This is a genomic window from Sulfuriflexus sp. (assembly GCF_032250955.1).
Classification (GTDB): domain Bacteria; phylum Pseudomonadota; class Gammaproteobacteria; order AKS1; family AKS1; genus Sulfuriflexus.
In genome coordinates this window covers 30,498-47,462 of record NZ_JAVVES010000001.1, presented here as the reverse complement: position 1 = coordinate 47,462, position 16,965 = coordinate 30,498, and the positions used below count along the sequence as shown (strand labels likewise).

The window sequence follows — 16,965 nt, the reverse complement described above, 5'->3', positions numbered from 1 at the left end:
CGATGAGCCCATCGCAACCAGCCAGACGCATCCTGCTGAAACTCAGCGGTGAGGCCCTGATGGGCGAGGGCGATTATGGTATTGACCCGGTTATTATCAAACGTGTTGCCAGTGAAGTTAAAGAGGTCATCGATGCCGGTGTAGAACTCGGCATGGTGATCGGCGGTGGTAATATCTTCCGTGGTGCCGGACTCGCCGAGTCCGGCATCGACCGTGTAACCGGCGATCATATGGGAATGCTGGCAACGGTGATGAATGCACTGGCTATGCAGGACGCCCTGGAAAAGATGGCTGTGGAAGTGCGGGTAATGTCGGCACTGAGCATGAATGAAGTCTGTGAGGACTATGTTCGTCGGCGTGCGGTTCGCCACCTTGAGAAGGGCCGTATCGTGATCTTCGCTGCCGGTACAGGCAATCCGTTCTTTACCACAGATTCTGCTGCCAGCCTGCGGGCGATCGAAATCGGTGCAGACGTCATGCTCAAGGCGACCAAGGTCGACGGTGTCTACTCGGCCGACCCGGTCAAGGATGCAAATGCGGTTTTCCATCATACATTGAGCTACGATCAGGTCATTGATCAGCGTCTCGGCGTTATGGATGCCACCGCGATTGTGATGTGTCGTGATCAGAATATGCCTTTGCGCGTATTTAATATGAACAGGCCTGGTGCCCTGATGCGTGTTGTTCGGGGTGAGCAAGAAGGTACACTGGTAAAATAAGGGAGTGCGGCGTGATTGACGATATACTCAAAGATGCAGAAGTTCGTATGGGCAAGACCATTGAGGCCTTGAAGAATGACTTGAGTAAGATGCGTACAGGGCGTGCCAGCACCGGTCTGGTTGAGCACATCCAGGTATCCTGTTACGGCAGCGAAACACCACTCAACCAGGTGGCCAATATCTCGGTGGGTGATGCACGTAGTCTGACGGTAACCCCCTGGGACAAGTCTATGGTCAAGCCTATCGAAAAGGCGATTATGGATTCCGGTCTGGGCCTCAACCCGGTAACCGCCGGTGAAGTGATTCGTATCCCGCTCCCACCGCTCACCGAAGAACGTCGCAAGGAAATGATTCGCCTGGTACGCCAGGAAGTCGAATCGTCCCGCGTTGCGGTACGCAATATCCGGCGTGATGCCAACAGTGACCTCAAGGCACTGCAAAAGGAAAAAGAGATAAGTGAAGATGATGAGCGTCGCGGCAGCGAGTTGATACAGAAGCTCACCGATCAGAAGATTGTCGATATCGACAAACTCCTCGAGGAAAAAGAAAAAGACCTCATGGAAATCTAGGCGGGCGGTTTTCCCGAATAACATGACAACGTCATGAGCGATGCCTCCCACATCAGTCACTCCTGCGAAGACATTTTTCCTGCCCGACTGGAATTGCCCCGGCATATTGCCATTATTATGGATGGTAACGGCCGCTGGGCGCAGCAACGACATCTCCCCCGTTTTGCCGGCCACAAGTCAGGTGTGAAATCGGCACGCATGGCGGTGGAGGTTTGTGCCAACTTTCATCTTGATGCCTTAACCCTGTTTGCCTTCAGTAGTGAGAACTGGAAACGCCCGCGGACGGAGGTGGATCTGCTCATGAACCTGTTTATCAGTGCCCTGCGCGAAGAGGCAGCCTCCTTGCATGAGAATAATATTCGCATGCGGGTGATTGGCGATCGCACGGCCTTCAGTGACAAGCTGCAGAAGCGCATTGATGAAGTAGAAACGCTGACCGCCGGTAACGATGGCATGACGTTGTCGATAGCCGCGAATTATGGCGGCCGCTGGGATATTCTGCAGGCAGCACGACAGGCCGTTACCGGCAACCAGGGCATTGATGAAGAGCAGTTCCTGCGGCATTTGTCACTGTCAGATTTGCCGGAGCCGGATTTGTTTATCCGTACCGGCGGGGAACAGCGTATTAGCAATTTCCTGCTCTGGCAGTTAGCCTATACCGAACTGTATTTCACCGACACCTTGTGGCCTGATTTTGACAAGTCTCACCTGGCCGCGGCAATGCGTGACTATGCCGGGCGACAGCGCCGTTTTGGCCGCACCGCCGAGCAAGTGGAGAAAGCCTGATATGCTTGAAAAACGCATCCTGACTGCGCTGCTGCTACTGCCGCTGGTCATCCTGGCGATCTTCTATTTGCCGAATCCCGCCTTTGCCCTGTTGTGGGCGGTTGTCCTCAATTTTGCCGCCTGGGAGTGGAGTGCCCTGGCCCGGCTGAATTCCCTGCTGGCCCGGCTTGCCTGGGTGCTGGTGCTCGACCTGCTGCTGGTCGCCGTGTGGTTCAGTATCAATATTAATATGGTTACTGATGCCGTCATGCTGGTCGCGGCCGCTTTCTGGGCAGTTGTGATCATCGCCTTGTTATTCGATATTACCCGCCGGGTGTCGGCCTTATCCGCACCTGCCTACCATGTGGTGAGTCTCGTGGTAGGCGCATTGCTCATTGTCTCCACCTGGCTGGCACTGGTGTTGTTGCACGACTCGCAAGCGAGCAGTGTGTTACTGGTGTTCTGCCTGGTCTGGGCGGCGGACAGCGGTGCCTATTTTGCAGGGCGTCGTTTCGGCAAGCACAAGCTGGCACCGGCGATAAGCCCAGGCAAAAGCTGGGAAGGGGTGCTGGGTGGCCTGTTGCTGAGCCTGTTAGTAGTCGGTTTCTGGGTTCTGCTGACCGATATACCGTCAGTCGAGCAACCCGCCTTTATTATCATCGCCATGCTCGCCGTCATGCTCTCTATATATGGAGACCTGCTGGAGAGTGTCTTTAAGCGCGTCAGCGGTATCAAGGATAGCGGCCAGTTGTTACCCGGCCATGGTGGCGCAATGGACCGGCTCGACAGTCTCACCGCCGCGGCCCCCGTCTTTGTTGCTGGTTATCTGATCAAGGATATGCTGTTATGAAAGGTATCACCATCCTCGGTGCGACAGGTTCGATAGGGATCAGCACGCTGGATGTGGTGCGCGCCCATGCCGGTGATTATCAGGTCGTCGCCCTGACGGCTAATCGTGATGTCGAGCGATTGCTGGCCCAGTGCCGTGAGTTTGCCCCGGCCTATGCGGTCATGGCGGATCCATCTGCCGCCGCCCGCCTCGCCGGGCAGGTGCAGGCCGAGGGGCTGGCAGTAGAGGTGCTTGCCGGCAGCGAGGGTCTGGAGCGCGTCGCCGCCCTGCCGCAGACCGATTATGTAATGGCGGCCATCGTTGGTGCCGCCGGGCTGTTGCCAACGCTTGCCGCCGCGCGTGCCGGCAAGCGGATATTGCTGGCGAATAAAGAGGCGCTGGTCATGTCCGGGCACCTGTTCATGCAGGCGGTGCGTGAGCATGGTGCCGAGTTGTTACCCATCGATAGCGAGCACAATGCCATCTTCCAGTGCATGCCGCAGGGTTACCGGGCGGGCATGGATGCCCAGGGGGTTCGCCGTATCCTCTTGACCGGCTCCGGCGGCCCGTTTCGGGATATCCCGGTGGAACAGCTTGCCGGTGTAACCCCGGAACAGGCGATTGCCCATCCTAACTGGAGCATGGGCCGCAAGATATCGGTCGATTCAGCGACCATGATGAACAAGGGGCTGGAACTGATCGAGGCCTGCTGGCTGTTTGATGTTGGGCCGGACACGATCGAGATCGTGGTGCACAAGGAAAGCGTTATTCACTCCATGGTCGATTACCTCGATGGTTCGGTGTTGGCACAGCTAGGCAATCCGGACATGCGTACCCCGATCGCACATGCCCTGGCATGGCCGCGGCGGATCGATTCCGGAGTGGCGGCGCTGGATATAGTCACTATCGGTCAACTCAATTTCGAGCGCCCCGATCTGCAACGCTTTCCCTGTTTGCGCCTGGCGGATGAGGCCATCAGGGCAGGGGGCACGGCAAGCACCATTCTCAATGCTGCCAATGAAGTGGCGGTTGAGGCTTTCCTGCAGGGACAACTGGCGTTTACCGCTATTGCCGGGGTCATCGAGACCTGTATGCAGTCAATAAGCTTTGTCGAAGCAGAATCTCTCGACACCATACTGAATGCTGATACACATGCCAGGGAAGTGGCGATGGCCTGTATCAATTCTCCTGAACGCCATACGGCATCATAATTATATGTTTGAAGTTCTCTTCTCTATTCTTTCCTTTATCGTGGTGATCGGCATCCTGGTTACCTTCCACGAGTATGGTCATTTCTGGGTCGCCAGAAAACTCGGTGTCAAGGTGACGCGCTTCTCCATTGGTTTTGGCAAACCGCTGTTTCGCTGGCAGGGTAAACGTGACGATACGGAATATGTCATAGCGCAAATCCCCCTCGGTGGTTACGTGAAGATGCTTGATGAGCGTAACGAGCCGGTGGCAGAGAAGGAGCTCCCGTATGCGTTCAATCGTAAACCATTAGCCACGCGCATGGCCGTGGTCGTCGCCGGTCCGCTGTTTAACTTTATTCTCGCCGCGCTGGTCTACTGGGTGGTTTTCATTATCGGGATAGAGGGGATCAAGCCAATTATCGGTGAGGTCGAACCAACATCGCGGGCCGCGCAGGCGGGCCTGCAAAGTGGTGAGCAGATTATCGCTGTCGATGAGGTGAAGACAGTCAATTGGGATGTTATTGGTCTGGAGCTTATCGAGGCCGTGCTCGATCAAAATGCAAGAGTAAAGGTCACGGTGACGGACGAGGACCAGCAGCAAACGGTTCGCCATATCAACCTGCAGGGATTGTCCGCGGACATGAGCAAGGGCAATATTGTGACGGCTATCGGTATTCGCCCCTATCTGCCGGTCTGGCCCGCGGTGATAGATAGTGTGCTCGAAGGCGAGCCGGCCGCCCGGGCGGGGTTACGCGCGGACGACAAGGTTATTGCGGTGGATGGACAGGCAATTAAAGACTGGCGTGAGTGGGTGCAGTATTTGCAAAAACGCCCCGGCGAAGAGGTGCAGGTAAATGTCCTGCGGGACGGGGAAGTTCAGCAGATCAATCTCGTCATTGGTAATAAGTCTGATGATTCAGTAAGTTACGGATATATCGGTGCCGTCGCCAGACCGCCGCAAGGTATCTCGCCGGAACTGAGGTCTGTGCTACAATATTCCCCGCTGATGGCCGTTGGGCCGGCACTGGAGAAGACGGCACAGGTCAGCCTGCTGACATTGCGTATGTTGGGGAAAATGCTGGTGGGGGAAGTCTCCGTCAAGAATATCAGCGGCCCGATAACGATTGCCCAGTATGCAGGGCAGTCAGCGAGCATAGGTCTGGTGCAGTTTCTGGCGTTTATCGCCATTGTCAGCGTCAGCCTCGGGGTGTTGAATCTTTTACCCATTCCGGTGCTCGATGGCGGACACCTTATGTACTACCTGGTGGAACTGGTGAAAGGCAGTCCGGTATCGGAAAAGACCCAGTTGCTGGGACAACAGATAGGTCTGGTCATTCTGGCGATGTTGATGATGCTGGCCGTTTATAATGATGTCACGCGATTGTTTTAACTCTCGCTAATTAAAAACTATAAAACAAGAAGCAGTAACATTCAGTAATGAAAAGACTAATTCTCATTCTCCTGCTGATGGCAGGTCCTGGCCAGCATGTCTGGGCAAACGAAGCATTTGTTATCAAGGATATTCGTGTCGAAGGTCTGCAGCGCATCGCAGCAGGCACGGTATTCAACTACCTTCCGGTCAAGGTAGGCGAAACCCTGGATGACCGGGCTTCAGCAGAAACCATCCGTGCCTTGTTCAAGACCGGCTTTTTCAAAGACGTGCGCCTGGAACGTGAAAACGGTGTGCTGATTGTCTTTGTTATCGAGCGCCCGGCCATTGCCAGTATCGACTACAACGGCAACAAGTCCATTGAGGAGGAGGCTCTCACTGAAGGCCTGAAGGAAATCGGCTTTGCCGTTGGCCGGGTTTTTGACAAATCTCTTCTCGACAAGGTTGAGCAGGAACTGCAGCGTATCTATTTTAGCCAGGGCAAGTACGGCGTCAAAATGGAAACGACTGTCACGCCCCTTGAGCGTAACCGTGTAGGCATTACTATTGATATTTCGGAAGGTACGGTGGCAAAAATCCACCAGATAAATATCGTCGGCAATACTGACTATGACGATGAAACCTTGCTGGATGAATTTGAACTGAGCACGCCCACGCTGTTCTCTTTTTATACAGACACTGATCAGTATTCAAAACAGAAGCTGGCTGCCGACCTGGAGCGCCTGCGTTCCTACTACCTGAACCGGGGTTATATCAACTTCAATATCGATTCGACCCAGGTTTCGATCACACCGGACAAGCGAGATGTCTACATCACCATTAATATTACCGAGGGTGAGAAGTTTACGGTCAAGAGCGTCAAGCTGGCAGGGGATCTGGTTGTTGAGCCGAAAGAGCTCTTCCCGCTGTTTATAATACAAAAGGGCGATATTTTCTCGCGGCGCCGAGCCACCGAAACCAGTGAAAAGATCACCAACCGTCTCGGCGAAGAGGGTTATGCCTTTGCCAACGTCAACGTGGTGCCGGAAATCCTCGAAGAGGAAAAGCAGGTTGAACTGACCTTCTTCGTCGACCCGGGCAAACGTGTCTATGTACGTCGCATCAACTTTAGCGGCAACACCCAGACCCGTGACGAGGTACTGCGCCGGGAAATGCGCCAGTTCGAAAGTGCCTGGATCTCAACCGCTAACGTTGAACGTTCCAAGGTGCGTCTGGACACGCTCGGTTATTTTGACGAAGTGGAAGTAGAAACACCGGCGGTGCCCGGCACCACAGACCAGGTAGACGTGAACTACAAGGTCAAGGAAAAGCCTTCAGGAAACCTGCTGGCCGGTATCGGTTACTCAGATTCCCAGGGTGTGATCTTTAATGCCAGTGTCAGTCAGGATAACTTCCTCGGCAGCGGCAAGCGTATCTCTGTAGGTTTTGATAACAGTGAGATCAACAGGGTCTACCGTTTTGGTTATGTGAATCCTTACTGGACCGAAGATGGTGTCAGTCGCGGCTTTAACATGCTTTATCGCGAAACCGATGCGGCCGAGGCTAACCTGGCCAGCTACACCTCGGATGTGTTCTCCGGTTCGATGTCATTCGGTATTCCGATTACCGAGTTTGAACGCGTTTCCCTGGGCATAGGCTATTCGCGAACCACGATTAATACCAATTTCAATACCCCACAGGACTTCCTTGATGAACTGGGTAGTCTCAAGGAGGACAATAACTCTTTGGCAGTTGGCGATTCGGCAGGCTTTGATACCTTTACCCTGAATATGTCATTTGCCAACGACACGCGAAACCGGGCGATTTTCCCGGACCGCGGCGGTATCCAGCGCATCAGTGGTGAGATTGCCCTGCCGGGTGGCGACCTTGAGTACTACAAGTTTACCTACCTGAACCAGCGTTTTTTCAAACTGACGCGTAACCTTACCCTGGGTTTGAAAGGTGAGGTGGGTTACGGGGATGGCTATGGCTCCACCAACAGCCTGCCGTTCTTTGAAAACTTTCTCGCCGGGGGCGCACGCTCGGTACGCGGCTACGAGGACAATACCCTGGGACCGAAAATCAGGGATGCCACAAGTGCCAGTTTTGGTGACCCCCTTGGTGGCAACCTGAAGACGGTAGCCAGTGCCGAGCTGATTTTCCCCGTACCTTTTGTAAAAGATACCCGCTCCTGGCGCTTTTCGGCCTTTGTCGATGCTGGCAATGTTTATGGTACCAATGAGGATTTCGAGTTTGATGAACTGCGTTATGCGGCTGGCCTCGGTGTGACCTGGCTGTCGCCTTTCGGGGCTCTGTCATTCAGCCTGGCCGCGCCATTTAATGACCAACCTGGTGATGATACAAAGGCCTTCCAGTTCACCTTCGGTGGTGGATTCTGATGTGTTACAGTATCTTTAGTCAAAACCGGAAAACCGGAGCAGAATATTGAAAATCTTAAAGAAAGTATTATTTGTGTCTGTTCTTGGCCTGTTGCCGACAATGGGGCTGGCCCAGGATCTCAAGATTGGTGTGGTTAATCCCAGCCGTTTGCTGGAAGAGGCACCGCAGGCCAAGGTGGCCCTGAACAAGCTGGAGAAGGAATTTTCCGCTCGCGATAACAAGTTGTTGAAAGAGCAGAAGGCGATAAAACAGGACGAGGAGAAACTCGCCCGTGATGGTGCGATTATGTCCGAGGCCGAGCGCCGCAAGCTGGAGCGTGACATCCTGAGCAGAAAACGTGACCTGCGCCGGGCGCTTGATGAGTTGCGCGAAGATCGCACCTTCCGGAGTAATGAAGAACGCGGCAAGTTGTTGCGCTATGTCAATGATGCGATTACCCAGGTTGGCAAGCAGGAAAAGTACGACCTTATTCTTTACGAAGGTATCGCCTTTGCCAATCCGAATATTGACCTGACCGGCATGATCCTGAAGCGCCTGCAAAATGAGGCGAAAGCCAAAAAATAAGCAAGATTGAACGGATGAGTCAGTGACGCAAACGCTAGGAGAATTGGCAACACGCTTTGATGCTGACATAAAAGGTGATGCAGACTGCCGTATACAGGCGGTCGCGTCTCTCAAATCTGCCCGGCCCGGGCAGATTTCTTTTTTTTATGACAGGCATTACGCTGACGAACTTGCCCGGACCAGGGCCTCGGCAGTCATTCTCAAACCGGAACACTGCGACTTGTCGCCGACCGCCTGCCTGCTAACAGAAAACCCGCAATTATTATTCGCCCGCGTGGCTAACCTGTTTCAGCAGCAAGCCAGAGTAGAAGCTGGCATCCATCGTGATGCGACCGTGGCCGCTAGTGCACAGATTGATCCCACGGCCTCCGTAGCCGCGCGGGCAGTGATTGCTGATGATGTCAGGATCGGCAGGCATGTGATCATAGGCGCAGGCTGCGTTATCGGTGCCGGGAGTATTATCGACGACGATTCCAGGCTCGTGGCGAACGTCAGTATCTGTGATAATGTGCGTATCGGTAAGCGTGTCCTGGTCCACCCCGGTGCAGTGATCGGCAGCGACGGTTTCGGACTGGTCAATGATGCCGGCGAGTGGCTGAAAGTACCGCAGCTGGGCACAGTCAGCATTGGTAACGATGTTGAGATAGGTGCCAATACCACTATCGACCGCGGTTCCCTCGACAATACCGTGATCGAAGACGGTGTAAAACTCGATAACCAGATACAGGTTGCACACAATGTTTACATTGGCGCGCACACGGCGATTGCCGGCTGTGTGGGGATTGCCGGCAGTACCCGAATCGGACGCTACTGTGCCATCGGCGGCGGCGTCGGGATCAGCGGCCATCTGGAGATCGCTGACAATGTGCACGTTACAGCCATGTCACTGGTGACGCAATCTATTACTGAAGCAGGTGTCTACTCATCGGGTACGCCATTGCAAACCAATAGCAAGTGGCGCAGGAATTTTGTGCGCTTTGGGCAGTTGGATGAGATGGTCAAACGCCTGCAGAAGATTGAAAAGAAATTGAATAACTACTAATTTTGAACTGAGAGGTCTTACATGCCCACCCTTGATATTCATGAAGTGATGAAGCATCTGCCACATCGCTATCCGTTCCTGCTGGTTGACAGGGTGCTGGACTATACGCCGGGCAAGACCTTGCATGCGATCAAGAACATCAGTTACAACGAGCCATACTTCATGGGGCACTTCCCGCATCACCCGGTAATGCCGGGTGTCCTGATCCTTGAGGCACTGGCCCAGGCTACCGGTATCCTGTCCTTCATTACCATGGGTGAACTGCCGGAAGACGGTTCATTGTATTATTTTGTGGGCATCGATAAGGCGCGTTTCAAGCAGCCTGTTGTGCCCGGTGATCAATTGCATCTTTACGTCACCGTGGAGCGGGAAATGCGCGGGGTCTGGAAGTTCAAGGCCGAGGCGAAGGTTGATGACAAACTCGTCGCCAATGCCGATCTGATGTGCGCCAAGCGATCCATATGAGCCTGATTGATCCGCATGCCGTTATCGACCCTGATGCAAAACTTGCGGCGGGCGTCAGCGTCGGCCCGTTTTCTGTTATCGGCCCGGAGGTGGAGATCGGTGAGGGTAGCTGGATAGGCCCGCACGTGGTCATTAACGGTCCGACCCGGATCGGCAAGCGCAACAGGATCTACCAGTTCGCATCTATCGGTGAGGCACCCCAGGACCTTGGCTATCGCGGCGAGCCCACCCGGCTGGAGATTGGTGACGACAATGTCATTCGTGAAAGCTGCACCCTGAGCCGTGGCACCGTAAAGGGTGGTGGCCTGACCACAGTAGGGAATAATAATTTCCTGATGGCCTATTCGCACGTGGCGCATGATTGCCATATCGCTAACCACACCGTTTTCGCCAATGGCGCCTCGCTGGGTGGTCATGTCGAGATAGGGGATTATGTCATCCTCGGCGGCTTTGCCCTGATTCACCAGTTTGTCAAAGTCGGCGCCTACAGCTTTTGTGGCATGGGTTGCGGAGTCAGCAAGGACGTCCCGCCTTATATCATTATCTCGGGTAACCCGGCCGCGGCGCATGGCCTGAACAGTGTCGGCCTGAAACGGCGAGGCCTGAGCGACTCGGCGATCAAGGGCCTGCGTGAGGCCTACCGGATTATCTACAAGTCCGGCCTGAAGCTGGCCGATGCCGTCGAGGAAGTGAAGTCGCGTTTGCCGGATTGCGCCGAGGCCCGATATTTCGCGGACTTTATTGCCAACGCTGAACGCAGCATCGTTCGATAACGCATGCGTATCGGTATCGTTGCAGGCGAGTCCTCCGGTGATTTGCTCGGCGCCGGCCTGATTCAGGCCATACGCAAGCGCATACCGGATGCCGAGTTTGAAGGTATTGCCGGTCCGCGTATGATCGAGACCGGCTGCCGGGCATTGTTCCCCTCGGAAAAACTGTCCATCTTCGGGCTGGTTGATGCCTTCGCCCATTATCGTGAACTGCGCGGCATTCGAGCCCGCTTACGCGATCACTTTATCGCGCAACCACCGGATGTCATCGTCGGCATTGATGTCCCCGACTTCAACCTTGGTCTGCTCGAGCCATGTCATGCCGCCGGTATCCCGACAGTGCAGTATGTCAGCCCGCAGGTCTGGGCCTGGCGACGTTACCGGCTTAAAAAAATTGTCCGCTCGGTTGACCGCGTCCTGACCCTGTTTCCATTTGAAGCGGCCTTTTACGAACAGCACCGGGTACCGGTGACATTCGTCGGTCATCCCTTTGCCGACCGTATCCCCCTGGCGACAGACCGTAACGTGGCCAGGCTGAACCTGGGGCTGCCGGAAGCCGGTCCCGTTATTGCTATTCTGCCGGGGAGCCGGATCAGCGAAGTGCGGTATCTTGCCCGCAGCTTCCTGGATACCGCGCGCTGGTGTCATGCGCGCAACCCGGCTATCCACTACGTCGTCCCGCTGGCCAGCCCGATGGTGCGCGAGATGTTTGAACGTTGTTTACAGCAAACCGATGCCGATCTGCCCATTACTGTCATCGATGGCCAGGCCCGTGAGGCCATGGGGGCCGCCGATGCGATCCTCATGGCCTCCGGGACGGCGACGCTTGAGGCGATGCTGATCAAGCGCCCGATGGTGGTTGCTTACCGCATGGCCTGGTTGAACCACCTGATCCTGCGCGCCTGGTCACACGTGCAGCATTTCTCCCTGCCGAACCTGCTGGCCGGCGAGTCGCTGGTGCCGGAGTGCATACAAAAGGATGCCAGTCCGGCGCGGATGGGCCAGTATCTGCTCGACTATCTTGAGAAACCGGAAATTGTGCAGTCACTTGTGGAGCGCTTCACGGCCATCCACCTGCAGTTGCGCCAGAATACGGATCAACGCGCCGCCGAGGCGGTGCTCGAGGTCGTTGAGCAAGGGGCAACGCGGCAGGTAAACTGACGCCCGGGACGAATAACGAATAAACACAGTATGCCATCTGAATTACTCCAATATTCCGCCCGGGGCCTGATTGCCGGTGTCGATGAAGTCGGTCGCGGACCACTGGCCGGGCCGGTGGTTGCGGCCGCAGTGATCCTTGACCCGGTCAGGCCGATCGAAGGCCTGGCCGACTCCAAGGCCATGACGGCCAAACGTCGTGAGGCACTGAATATCGAGATTCGGCAAAAAGCCTTGTGCTGGGCCATCGCCCGCGCCGAGGTTGATGAAATCGATGAACTGAATATCCTGCACGCCAGCATGCTGGCCATGCAGCGTGCCGTCGGCTTACTGGCGATCCCGCCCGAACATGCCCTGATCGATGGCAATCGTTGCCCGCAACTGCGCTGCACGACGGAGGCGATTGTCAAGGGTGACCAGTCCGAGCCCTGTATCAGTGCAGCGTCGATCATCGCCAAGGTGGAACGCGACCGTGAAATGGTCGGCCTTGAGGCGATATATCCCGGTTACGGATTCGCTGCACATAAGGGCTACCCGACCAGGTTACACATGCAGGCACTTGCCGAACACGGTGTGACGCCGATACACCGTTACAGCTTCGGCCCGGTCGCGCGTTTGCTGGAGCAGGACTGATGTCGAGCGGCTTTGTACACCTGCATCTGCACACCGAGTTTTCCCTCGTCGATGGCCTGGTTCGGATCAAGCCGCTGATGAAGGCGCTCGCCGCGGCCGGTATGCCCGCCGTGGCCCTGACCGATCAATCCAACCTGTTTGCCATGGTGAAGTTTTACCGAGCCGCGCTGGCAGCGGGTATCAAGCCGATCATCGGTGTCGAACTGCTTGTTCGCGGCGAGGATGAGCGTAATCCGTCGAGCCGCTTGATCCTGCTCTGCCAGGATCGCAACGGTTATCTGAACCTGAACCGCTTGATCACGCGCAGTTATACCGAAGGTCAGCATCGCGGTGTGCCGATGATCGAGCACAGCTGGTTAGAGGGGGCAACCGATGGCCTGATCGCGCTGTCCGGTGGACGTGCCGGTGATATCGGCCGGGCCTTGATCGACGGTGATAAAAACCTGGCGGCGCAGTTACTCGATAACTGGTCGGTCTTGTTCCCGGATCGCTTTTACCTGGAGCTGGTCCGCACCGGGCGTGAGAACGAAGAGACCTACCTGCATGCCGCCGTCGAACTGGCACTGGAGAAGCAGATCCCTGTGGTGGCGAGTAACGATGTCCGCTTTATCGAGAAAGACGATTTTGAGTCCCACGAGGCACGTGTGTGTATTCACGAAGGGCGCACACTGAACGACAGCCGTCGCCAGCACCATTACAGTGAACAACAGTACCTGCGTAACAGCGAAGAGATGGCCGGCTTGTTCGCCGATATCCCCGAGGCCATCGAGAACACTCAAGCCATCGCCCGGCGCTGTAACCTCGAACTGCGTCTCGGTGAATACTTCTTGCCGGACTTCCCGGTTCCGGATGGGCTGACGATTGAGGAATTCCTGCGCAGCGAGTCCGAGCAGGGGCTCGAGGAACGTATCCGGCAACTTGAACCCGTCAAGGGCGTGTTCAGTGAGGAGAAACGCGGCGAATACAAGGCGCGCCTGCAGCGGGAACTCGATGTGATCATCAGCATGGGGTTTCCCGGTTATTTCCTGATCGTTGCCGACTTTATCCGCTGGGCCAGGCGCAACGATGTGCCGGTCGGTCCCGGGCGCGGTTCCGGGGCGGGGTCGATCGTGGCCTATGCGCTGGGTATTACCGATCTCGACCCGCTTGAATATGACCTGCTGTTTGAACGCTTCCTCAACCCTGAACGTGTCTCCATGCCCGACTTCGATGTCGACTTCTGTATGGAAGGGCGTGACCGCGTCATTGATTATGTCGCCCGGCACTACGGCCGGGACAAGGTCTCCCAGATCATCACCTACGGCACCATGGCGGCGAAGGCGGTAGTCCGGGATGTTGGTCGTGTGCTCGGTCATCCGTACGGCTTTGTCGATCAGATCGCCAAGCTCATCCCGTTTGAAATCGGCATCACGCTCGACAAGGCGCTGGAGCAGGAAGAGGAACTGCGTCGCCGCTATGAAGACGACGAAGAGGTTTATGGACTCATCGAGCTGGCACGCTCGCTCGAGGGCATTACGCGCAACGCCGGCAAGCATGCCGGGGGCGTGGTCATTGCGCCGACCGCCCTGACCGACTTCCTGCCACTGTATTGTGAACAGGGGGCCGAGAGCATCGTCTCGCAACTCGACAAGGATGATGTCGAATCGATTGGCCTGGTGAAATTCGACTTCCTGGGGCTGCGCACCCTGACCATTATCGACCGTGCCCTGAAGACAGTGAACCGGGAACGCGAACGCAATGGCGAGGCCGCGGTGGTGCTGGAACAGCTGCCGATGAATGATGTAAAGACCTTTGACCTGCTCAAGGCCTGTGAGACCACTGCCGTGTTCCAGCTTGAATCACGCGGTATGAAAGAGCTGATTAAAAAACTCAAGCCGGATAATTTTGAAGAGATTATTGCGCTGGTGGCGTTGTTCCGTCCGGGCCCGTTGGAATCGGGCATGGTGGATGACTTCATTAGTCGTAAGCATGGGGCCAAGGTGAAATTCCCCTTTGCCGAACTGGAGGAAGTGCTAGCGCCGACTTACGGGGTCATCGTTTACCAGGAACAGGTCATGCAGATCTCGCAGATCATCGGCAACTACTCCCTGGGCAGTGCCGACTTGCTGCGCCGCGCCATGGGCAAGAAAAAACCCGAAGAGATGGCCAAGCAGCGCGAGATATTTATGGCCGGCGCCCGCGAGCTGGGCTTTGACGAGAAAAAGGCCGGTGATCTGTTCGACCTGATGGAGAAGTTTGCCGGCTACGGCTTCAACAAGTCTCACTCTGCCGCCTATGCGCTGGTCTCCTATCACACTGCCTGGTTAAAGGCGCATTACCCGGCGGCCTTCATGGCGGCCGTGATGTCATCGGATATGGACAACACCGACAAGGTGGTGATGTTGATCGAGGAGTGCCGACACATGCAGCTAGAGGTCTTGCCGCCCAACGTCAACAACTGCGAATACATGTTTACCAGCCAGGGTGAAAACTCGATTTACTATGGTCTGGGCGCCATCAAGGGGGTCGGTGAAGCGGCTCTTGAAAGCATTGTCCGGGAGCGTAATGAAAACGGGCTGTATGCCGACCTGTTCGACTTCTGCCGGCGCATTGATTCGCGCAAGGTGAATCGCCGGGTACTCGAGGCCATGATCCGTGCCGGGGCACTCGATGGCATGGCGCCGAATCGCGCTACCCTGATGGCAAGCCTTGGTGTCGCCATGCAAAGCGCCGAACAGCATCAGCGTAACGAGGCCCAGGGCATGGAAGACCTGTTCGGCGGCCCGGCCGTGGAAATGCAGGCCGTTGAACTCAAGTCCATGGCGGAATGGCCGGAGAAAGAACGTCTGGAAGGCGAGAAAGATACCCTCGGCCTCTATCTCACCGGTCACCCCATCACGCAGTATGAACATGAACTCGAACGCGTGATCACAAGCCGCCTGGTCAATGTGCAAGCGTCGCGTGACCGCTCGGAACAAACCGTGGCCGGCCTGGTCGTCGCCTTGCAGACCCGGAATACAAAGTCCGGTGAGCGCATGGGTTTTATGACCCTGGATGATCGTAGTGGCCGGCTCGAGGTGGCCGCTTTCAAGGATATCTACAAGCAGTTTCAGCACCTTATCGCCAAGGACAAGTTGCTCGTTATCAAGGGCAGCGTACGTGAGGATGATTACAGTGGCGGACTGCGCATGCAGGCATCCCATATCTACGATATCAATGAGGCCCGTGAGCACTATGCTCACCAGTTGTTGATACAGGTCGATGAGCGGCATGCCGGTAACGGCTTTCTTGATGCCCTCGAACAGACCCTGACTCCGTTTCGTGACGGCCAGTGCCCGGTGAGCCTCAACTATGTCAGACAGGACTCCTGTGCCCGCATCAGCCTGGGTGCGGACTGGCGCATCCACCCAACCGATGAACTCCTGCATCGTCTGCAGGAATTGGCGGGAGAGGGCAAAGTAGAGGTGCTATACTAGCGCCTGCATTTTCATGGCAGGGGCGATTACATGCTTTTGCGATTTCTGTCTTTATCCGTTATCTTATTGTTATGAATCTGAATTTTCTGGAATTTGAACAGCCGATTGCCGAACTTGAAGCGAAGATCGAAGAGCTTCGCTATGTCGGTGACGACTCCGAAATCAATATCACTGACGAGATCCGGCGCTTGCAGGACAAGAGCCGCTCACTGACCGAGTCGATCTTCAAGTCACTGACGCCGTGGCAGGTCTCGCAACTGGCGCGTCATCCGCAGCGTCCCTACTTGCTTGACTACATCGAGCGCATCTTTGAGGATTTCGAAGAACTGCACGGGGATCGCGCCTACGCCGATGACCGCGCCATTGTTGGTGGCCTGGCGCGCCTCGAGGGTCGGCCGGTGATGGTTATCGGTCAGCAAAAGGGGCGCGACACCAAGGAAAAGCTCGAGCGTAACTTTGGGATGCCACGGCCGGAAGGCTATCGCAAGGCGCTGCGCCTGATGCAAATGGCCGAACGTTTCCGCCTGCCCGTGCTGACCTTCATCGACACCCCGGGCGCCTATCCGGGTATTGATGCCGAGGAACGTGGCCAGAGTGAAGCCATTGCCCGTAACCTGTTTGTCATGGCGGAGCTGAAGACACCCGTTATCTGTACCGTGATCGGTGAGGGCGGCTCCGGCGGCGCACTGGCTATCGGTGTCGGCGATCGCATCCTGATGCTTGAATACAGTACCTACTCGGTGATTTCACCGGAAGGCTGTGCCTCCATTTTGTGGAAGAGTGCCGAGAAGGCCGCTGACGCCGCTGCGGCGATGGGCATCACCGCCGAGCGTCTGAAAGAACTCGGGCTGGTTGACGGCATCATCAAGGAACCACTGGGCGGCGCTCACCGTGATATTGACGCCATGGCCCGCACCCTGAAAACCACCTTGCTGGAAACGCTCGAGGGCATTGGTGGCATCCCCACTGATCGTCTACTGGAACAGCGTTACGAGCGTCTCTCGCGTTTCGGTAATTACCAGGAACAGTAAGTCCTC

The 16,965-nt window shown here is 56.0% G+C and carries 15 protein-coding genes; all 15 read left to right on the top strand.

The genetic code is table 11. The features are described from left to right. Nucleotides 1–2: 2 nt before the first annotated feature. A complete protein-coding gene (pyrH, locus tag RQ738_RS00225) occupies nt 3–719 on the top strand; it encodes a UMP kinase (protein WP_314161333.1) in 717 nt (238 codons plus the stop codon). 11 nt (nt 720–730) lie between these two features. After that, nucleotides 731–1,288 (top strand): ribosome recycling factor, encoded by a 558-nt coding sequence (gene frr, locus RQ738_RS00220; RefSeq protein WP_314161332.1) that lies wholly within the window; start codon nt 731–733, stop codon nt 1,286–1,288. Between the two features lie 33 nt (nt 1,289–1,321). After that, nucleotides 1,322–2,074 (top strand): polyprenyl diphosphate synthase, encoded by a 753-nt coding sequence (gene uppS / locus RQ738_RS00215; RefSeq protein WP_314161331.1) that lies wholly within the window; start codon nt 1,322–1,324, stop codon nt 2,072–2,074. A gap of 1 nt (nt 2,075) precedes the next feature. After that, a complete protein-coding gene (locus RQ738_RS00210; protein ID WP_314161329.1) occupies nt 2,076–2,903 on the top strand; it encodes a phosphatidate cytidylyltransferase in 828 nt (275 codons plus the stop codon). Beyond that, the gene (gene ispC, locus RQ738_RS00205) at nt 2,900–4,093 is read left to right on the top strand and encodes a 1-deoxy-D-xylulose-5-phosphate reductoisomerase (RefSeq protein WP_314161328.1); all 1,194 of its coding nucleotides are present in this window, start codon (nt 2,900–2,902) and stop codon (nt 4,091–4,093) included. The genes RQ738_RS00210 and ispC overlap by 4 nt, the downstream gene beginning before the upstream one ends. A gap of 4 nt (nt 4,094–4,097) precedes the next feature. Continuing rightward, nucleotides 4,098–5,462 (top strand): RIP metalloprotease RseP, encoded by a 1,365-nt coding sequence (gene rseP, locus RQ738_RS00200; RefSeq protein ID WP_314161327.1) that lies wholly within the window; start codon nt 4,098–4,100, stop codon nt 5,460–5,462. Between the two features lie 47 nt (nt 5,463–5,509). Then, nucleotides 5,510–7,840 (top strand): outer membrane protein assembly factor BamA, encoded by a 2,331-nt coding sequence (bamA, locus tag RQ738_RS00195; protein ID WP_314161325.1) that lies wholly within the window; start codon nt 5,510–5,512, stop codon nt 7,838–7,840. A gap of 46 nt (nt 7,841–7,886) precedes the next feature. Then, a complete protein-coding gene (locus RQ738_RS00190) occupies nt 7,887–8,405 on the top strand; it encodes an OmpH family outer membrane protein (protein ID WP_314161324.1) in 519 nt (172 codons plus the stop codon). 22 nt (nt 8,406–8,427) lie between these two features. Next, nucleotides 8,428–9,447, top strand: coding sequence for a UDP-3-O-(3-hydroxymyristoyl)glucosamine N-acyltransferase (gene lpxD, locus RQ738_RS00185; protein WP_314161322.1), 1,020 nt, complete (start codon nt 8,428–8,430; stop codon nt 9,445–9,447). Between the two features lie 21 nt (nt 9,448–9,468). Next, a complete protein-coding gene (fabZ, locus tag RQ738_RS00180) occupies nt 9,469–9,912 on the top strand; it encodes a 3-hydroxyacyl-ACP dehydratase FabZ (RefSeq protein ID WP_314161321.1) in 444 nt (147 codons plus the stop codon). After that, nucleotides 9,909–10,685, top strand: coding sequence for an acyl-ACP--UDP-N-acetylglucosamine O-acyltransferase (lpxA, locus tag RQ738_RS00175; protein WP_314161320.1), 777 nt, complete (start codon nt 9,909–9,911; stop codon nt 10,683–10,685). Before fabZ ends, lpxA begins: the two co-directional genes overlap by 4 nt. 3 nt (nt 10,686–10,688) lie before the next feature. Then, the gene (lpxB, locus tag RQ738_RS00170) at nt 10,689–11,843 is read left to right on the top strand and encodes a lipid-A-disaccharide synthase (RefSeq protein ID WP_314161319.1); all 1,155 of its coding nucleotides are present in this window, start codon (nt 10,689–10,691) and stop codon (nt 11,841–11,843) included. 30 nt (nt 11,844–11,873) lie between these two features. Continuing rightward, entirely contained in the window at nt 11,874–12,473 is a 600-nt protein-coding gene (gene rnhB / locus RQ738_RS00165; protein WP_314161318.1) for a ribonuclease HII, read from the top strand. Then, the gene (dnaE, locus tag RQ738_RS00160; RefSeq protein WP_314161317.1) at nt 12,473–15,928 is read left to right on the top strand and encodes a DNA polymerase III subunit alpha; all 3,456 of its coding nucleotides are present in this window, start codon (nt 12,473–12,475) and stop codon (nt 15,926–15,928) included. Before rnhB ends, dnaE begins: the two co-directional genes overlap by 1 nt. 71 nt (nt 15,929–15,999) lie before the next feature. Further along, complete coding sequence (locus RQ738_RS00155; RefSeq protein WP_314161316.1) at nt 16,000–16,959, top strand: acetyl-CoA carboxylase carboxyltransferase subunit alpha; 960 nt, start codon at nt 16,000–16,002, stop codon at nt 16,957–16,959. Nucleotides 16,960–16,965: the final 6 nt, after the last annotated feature.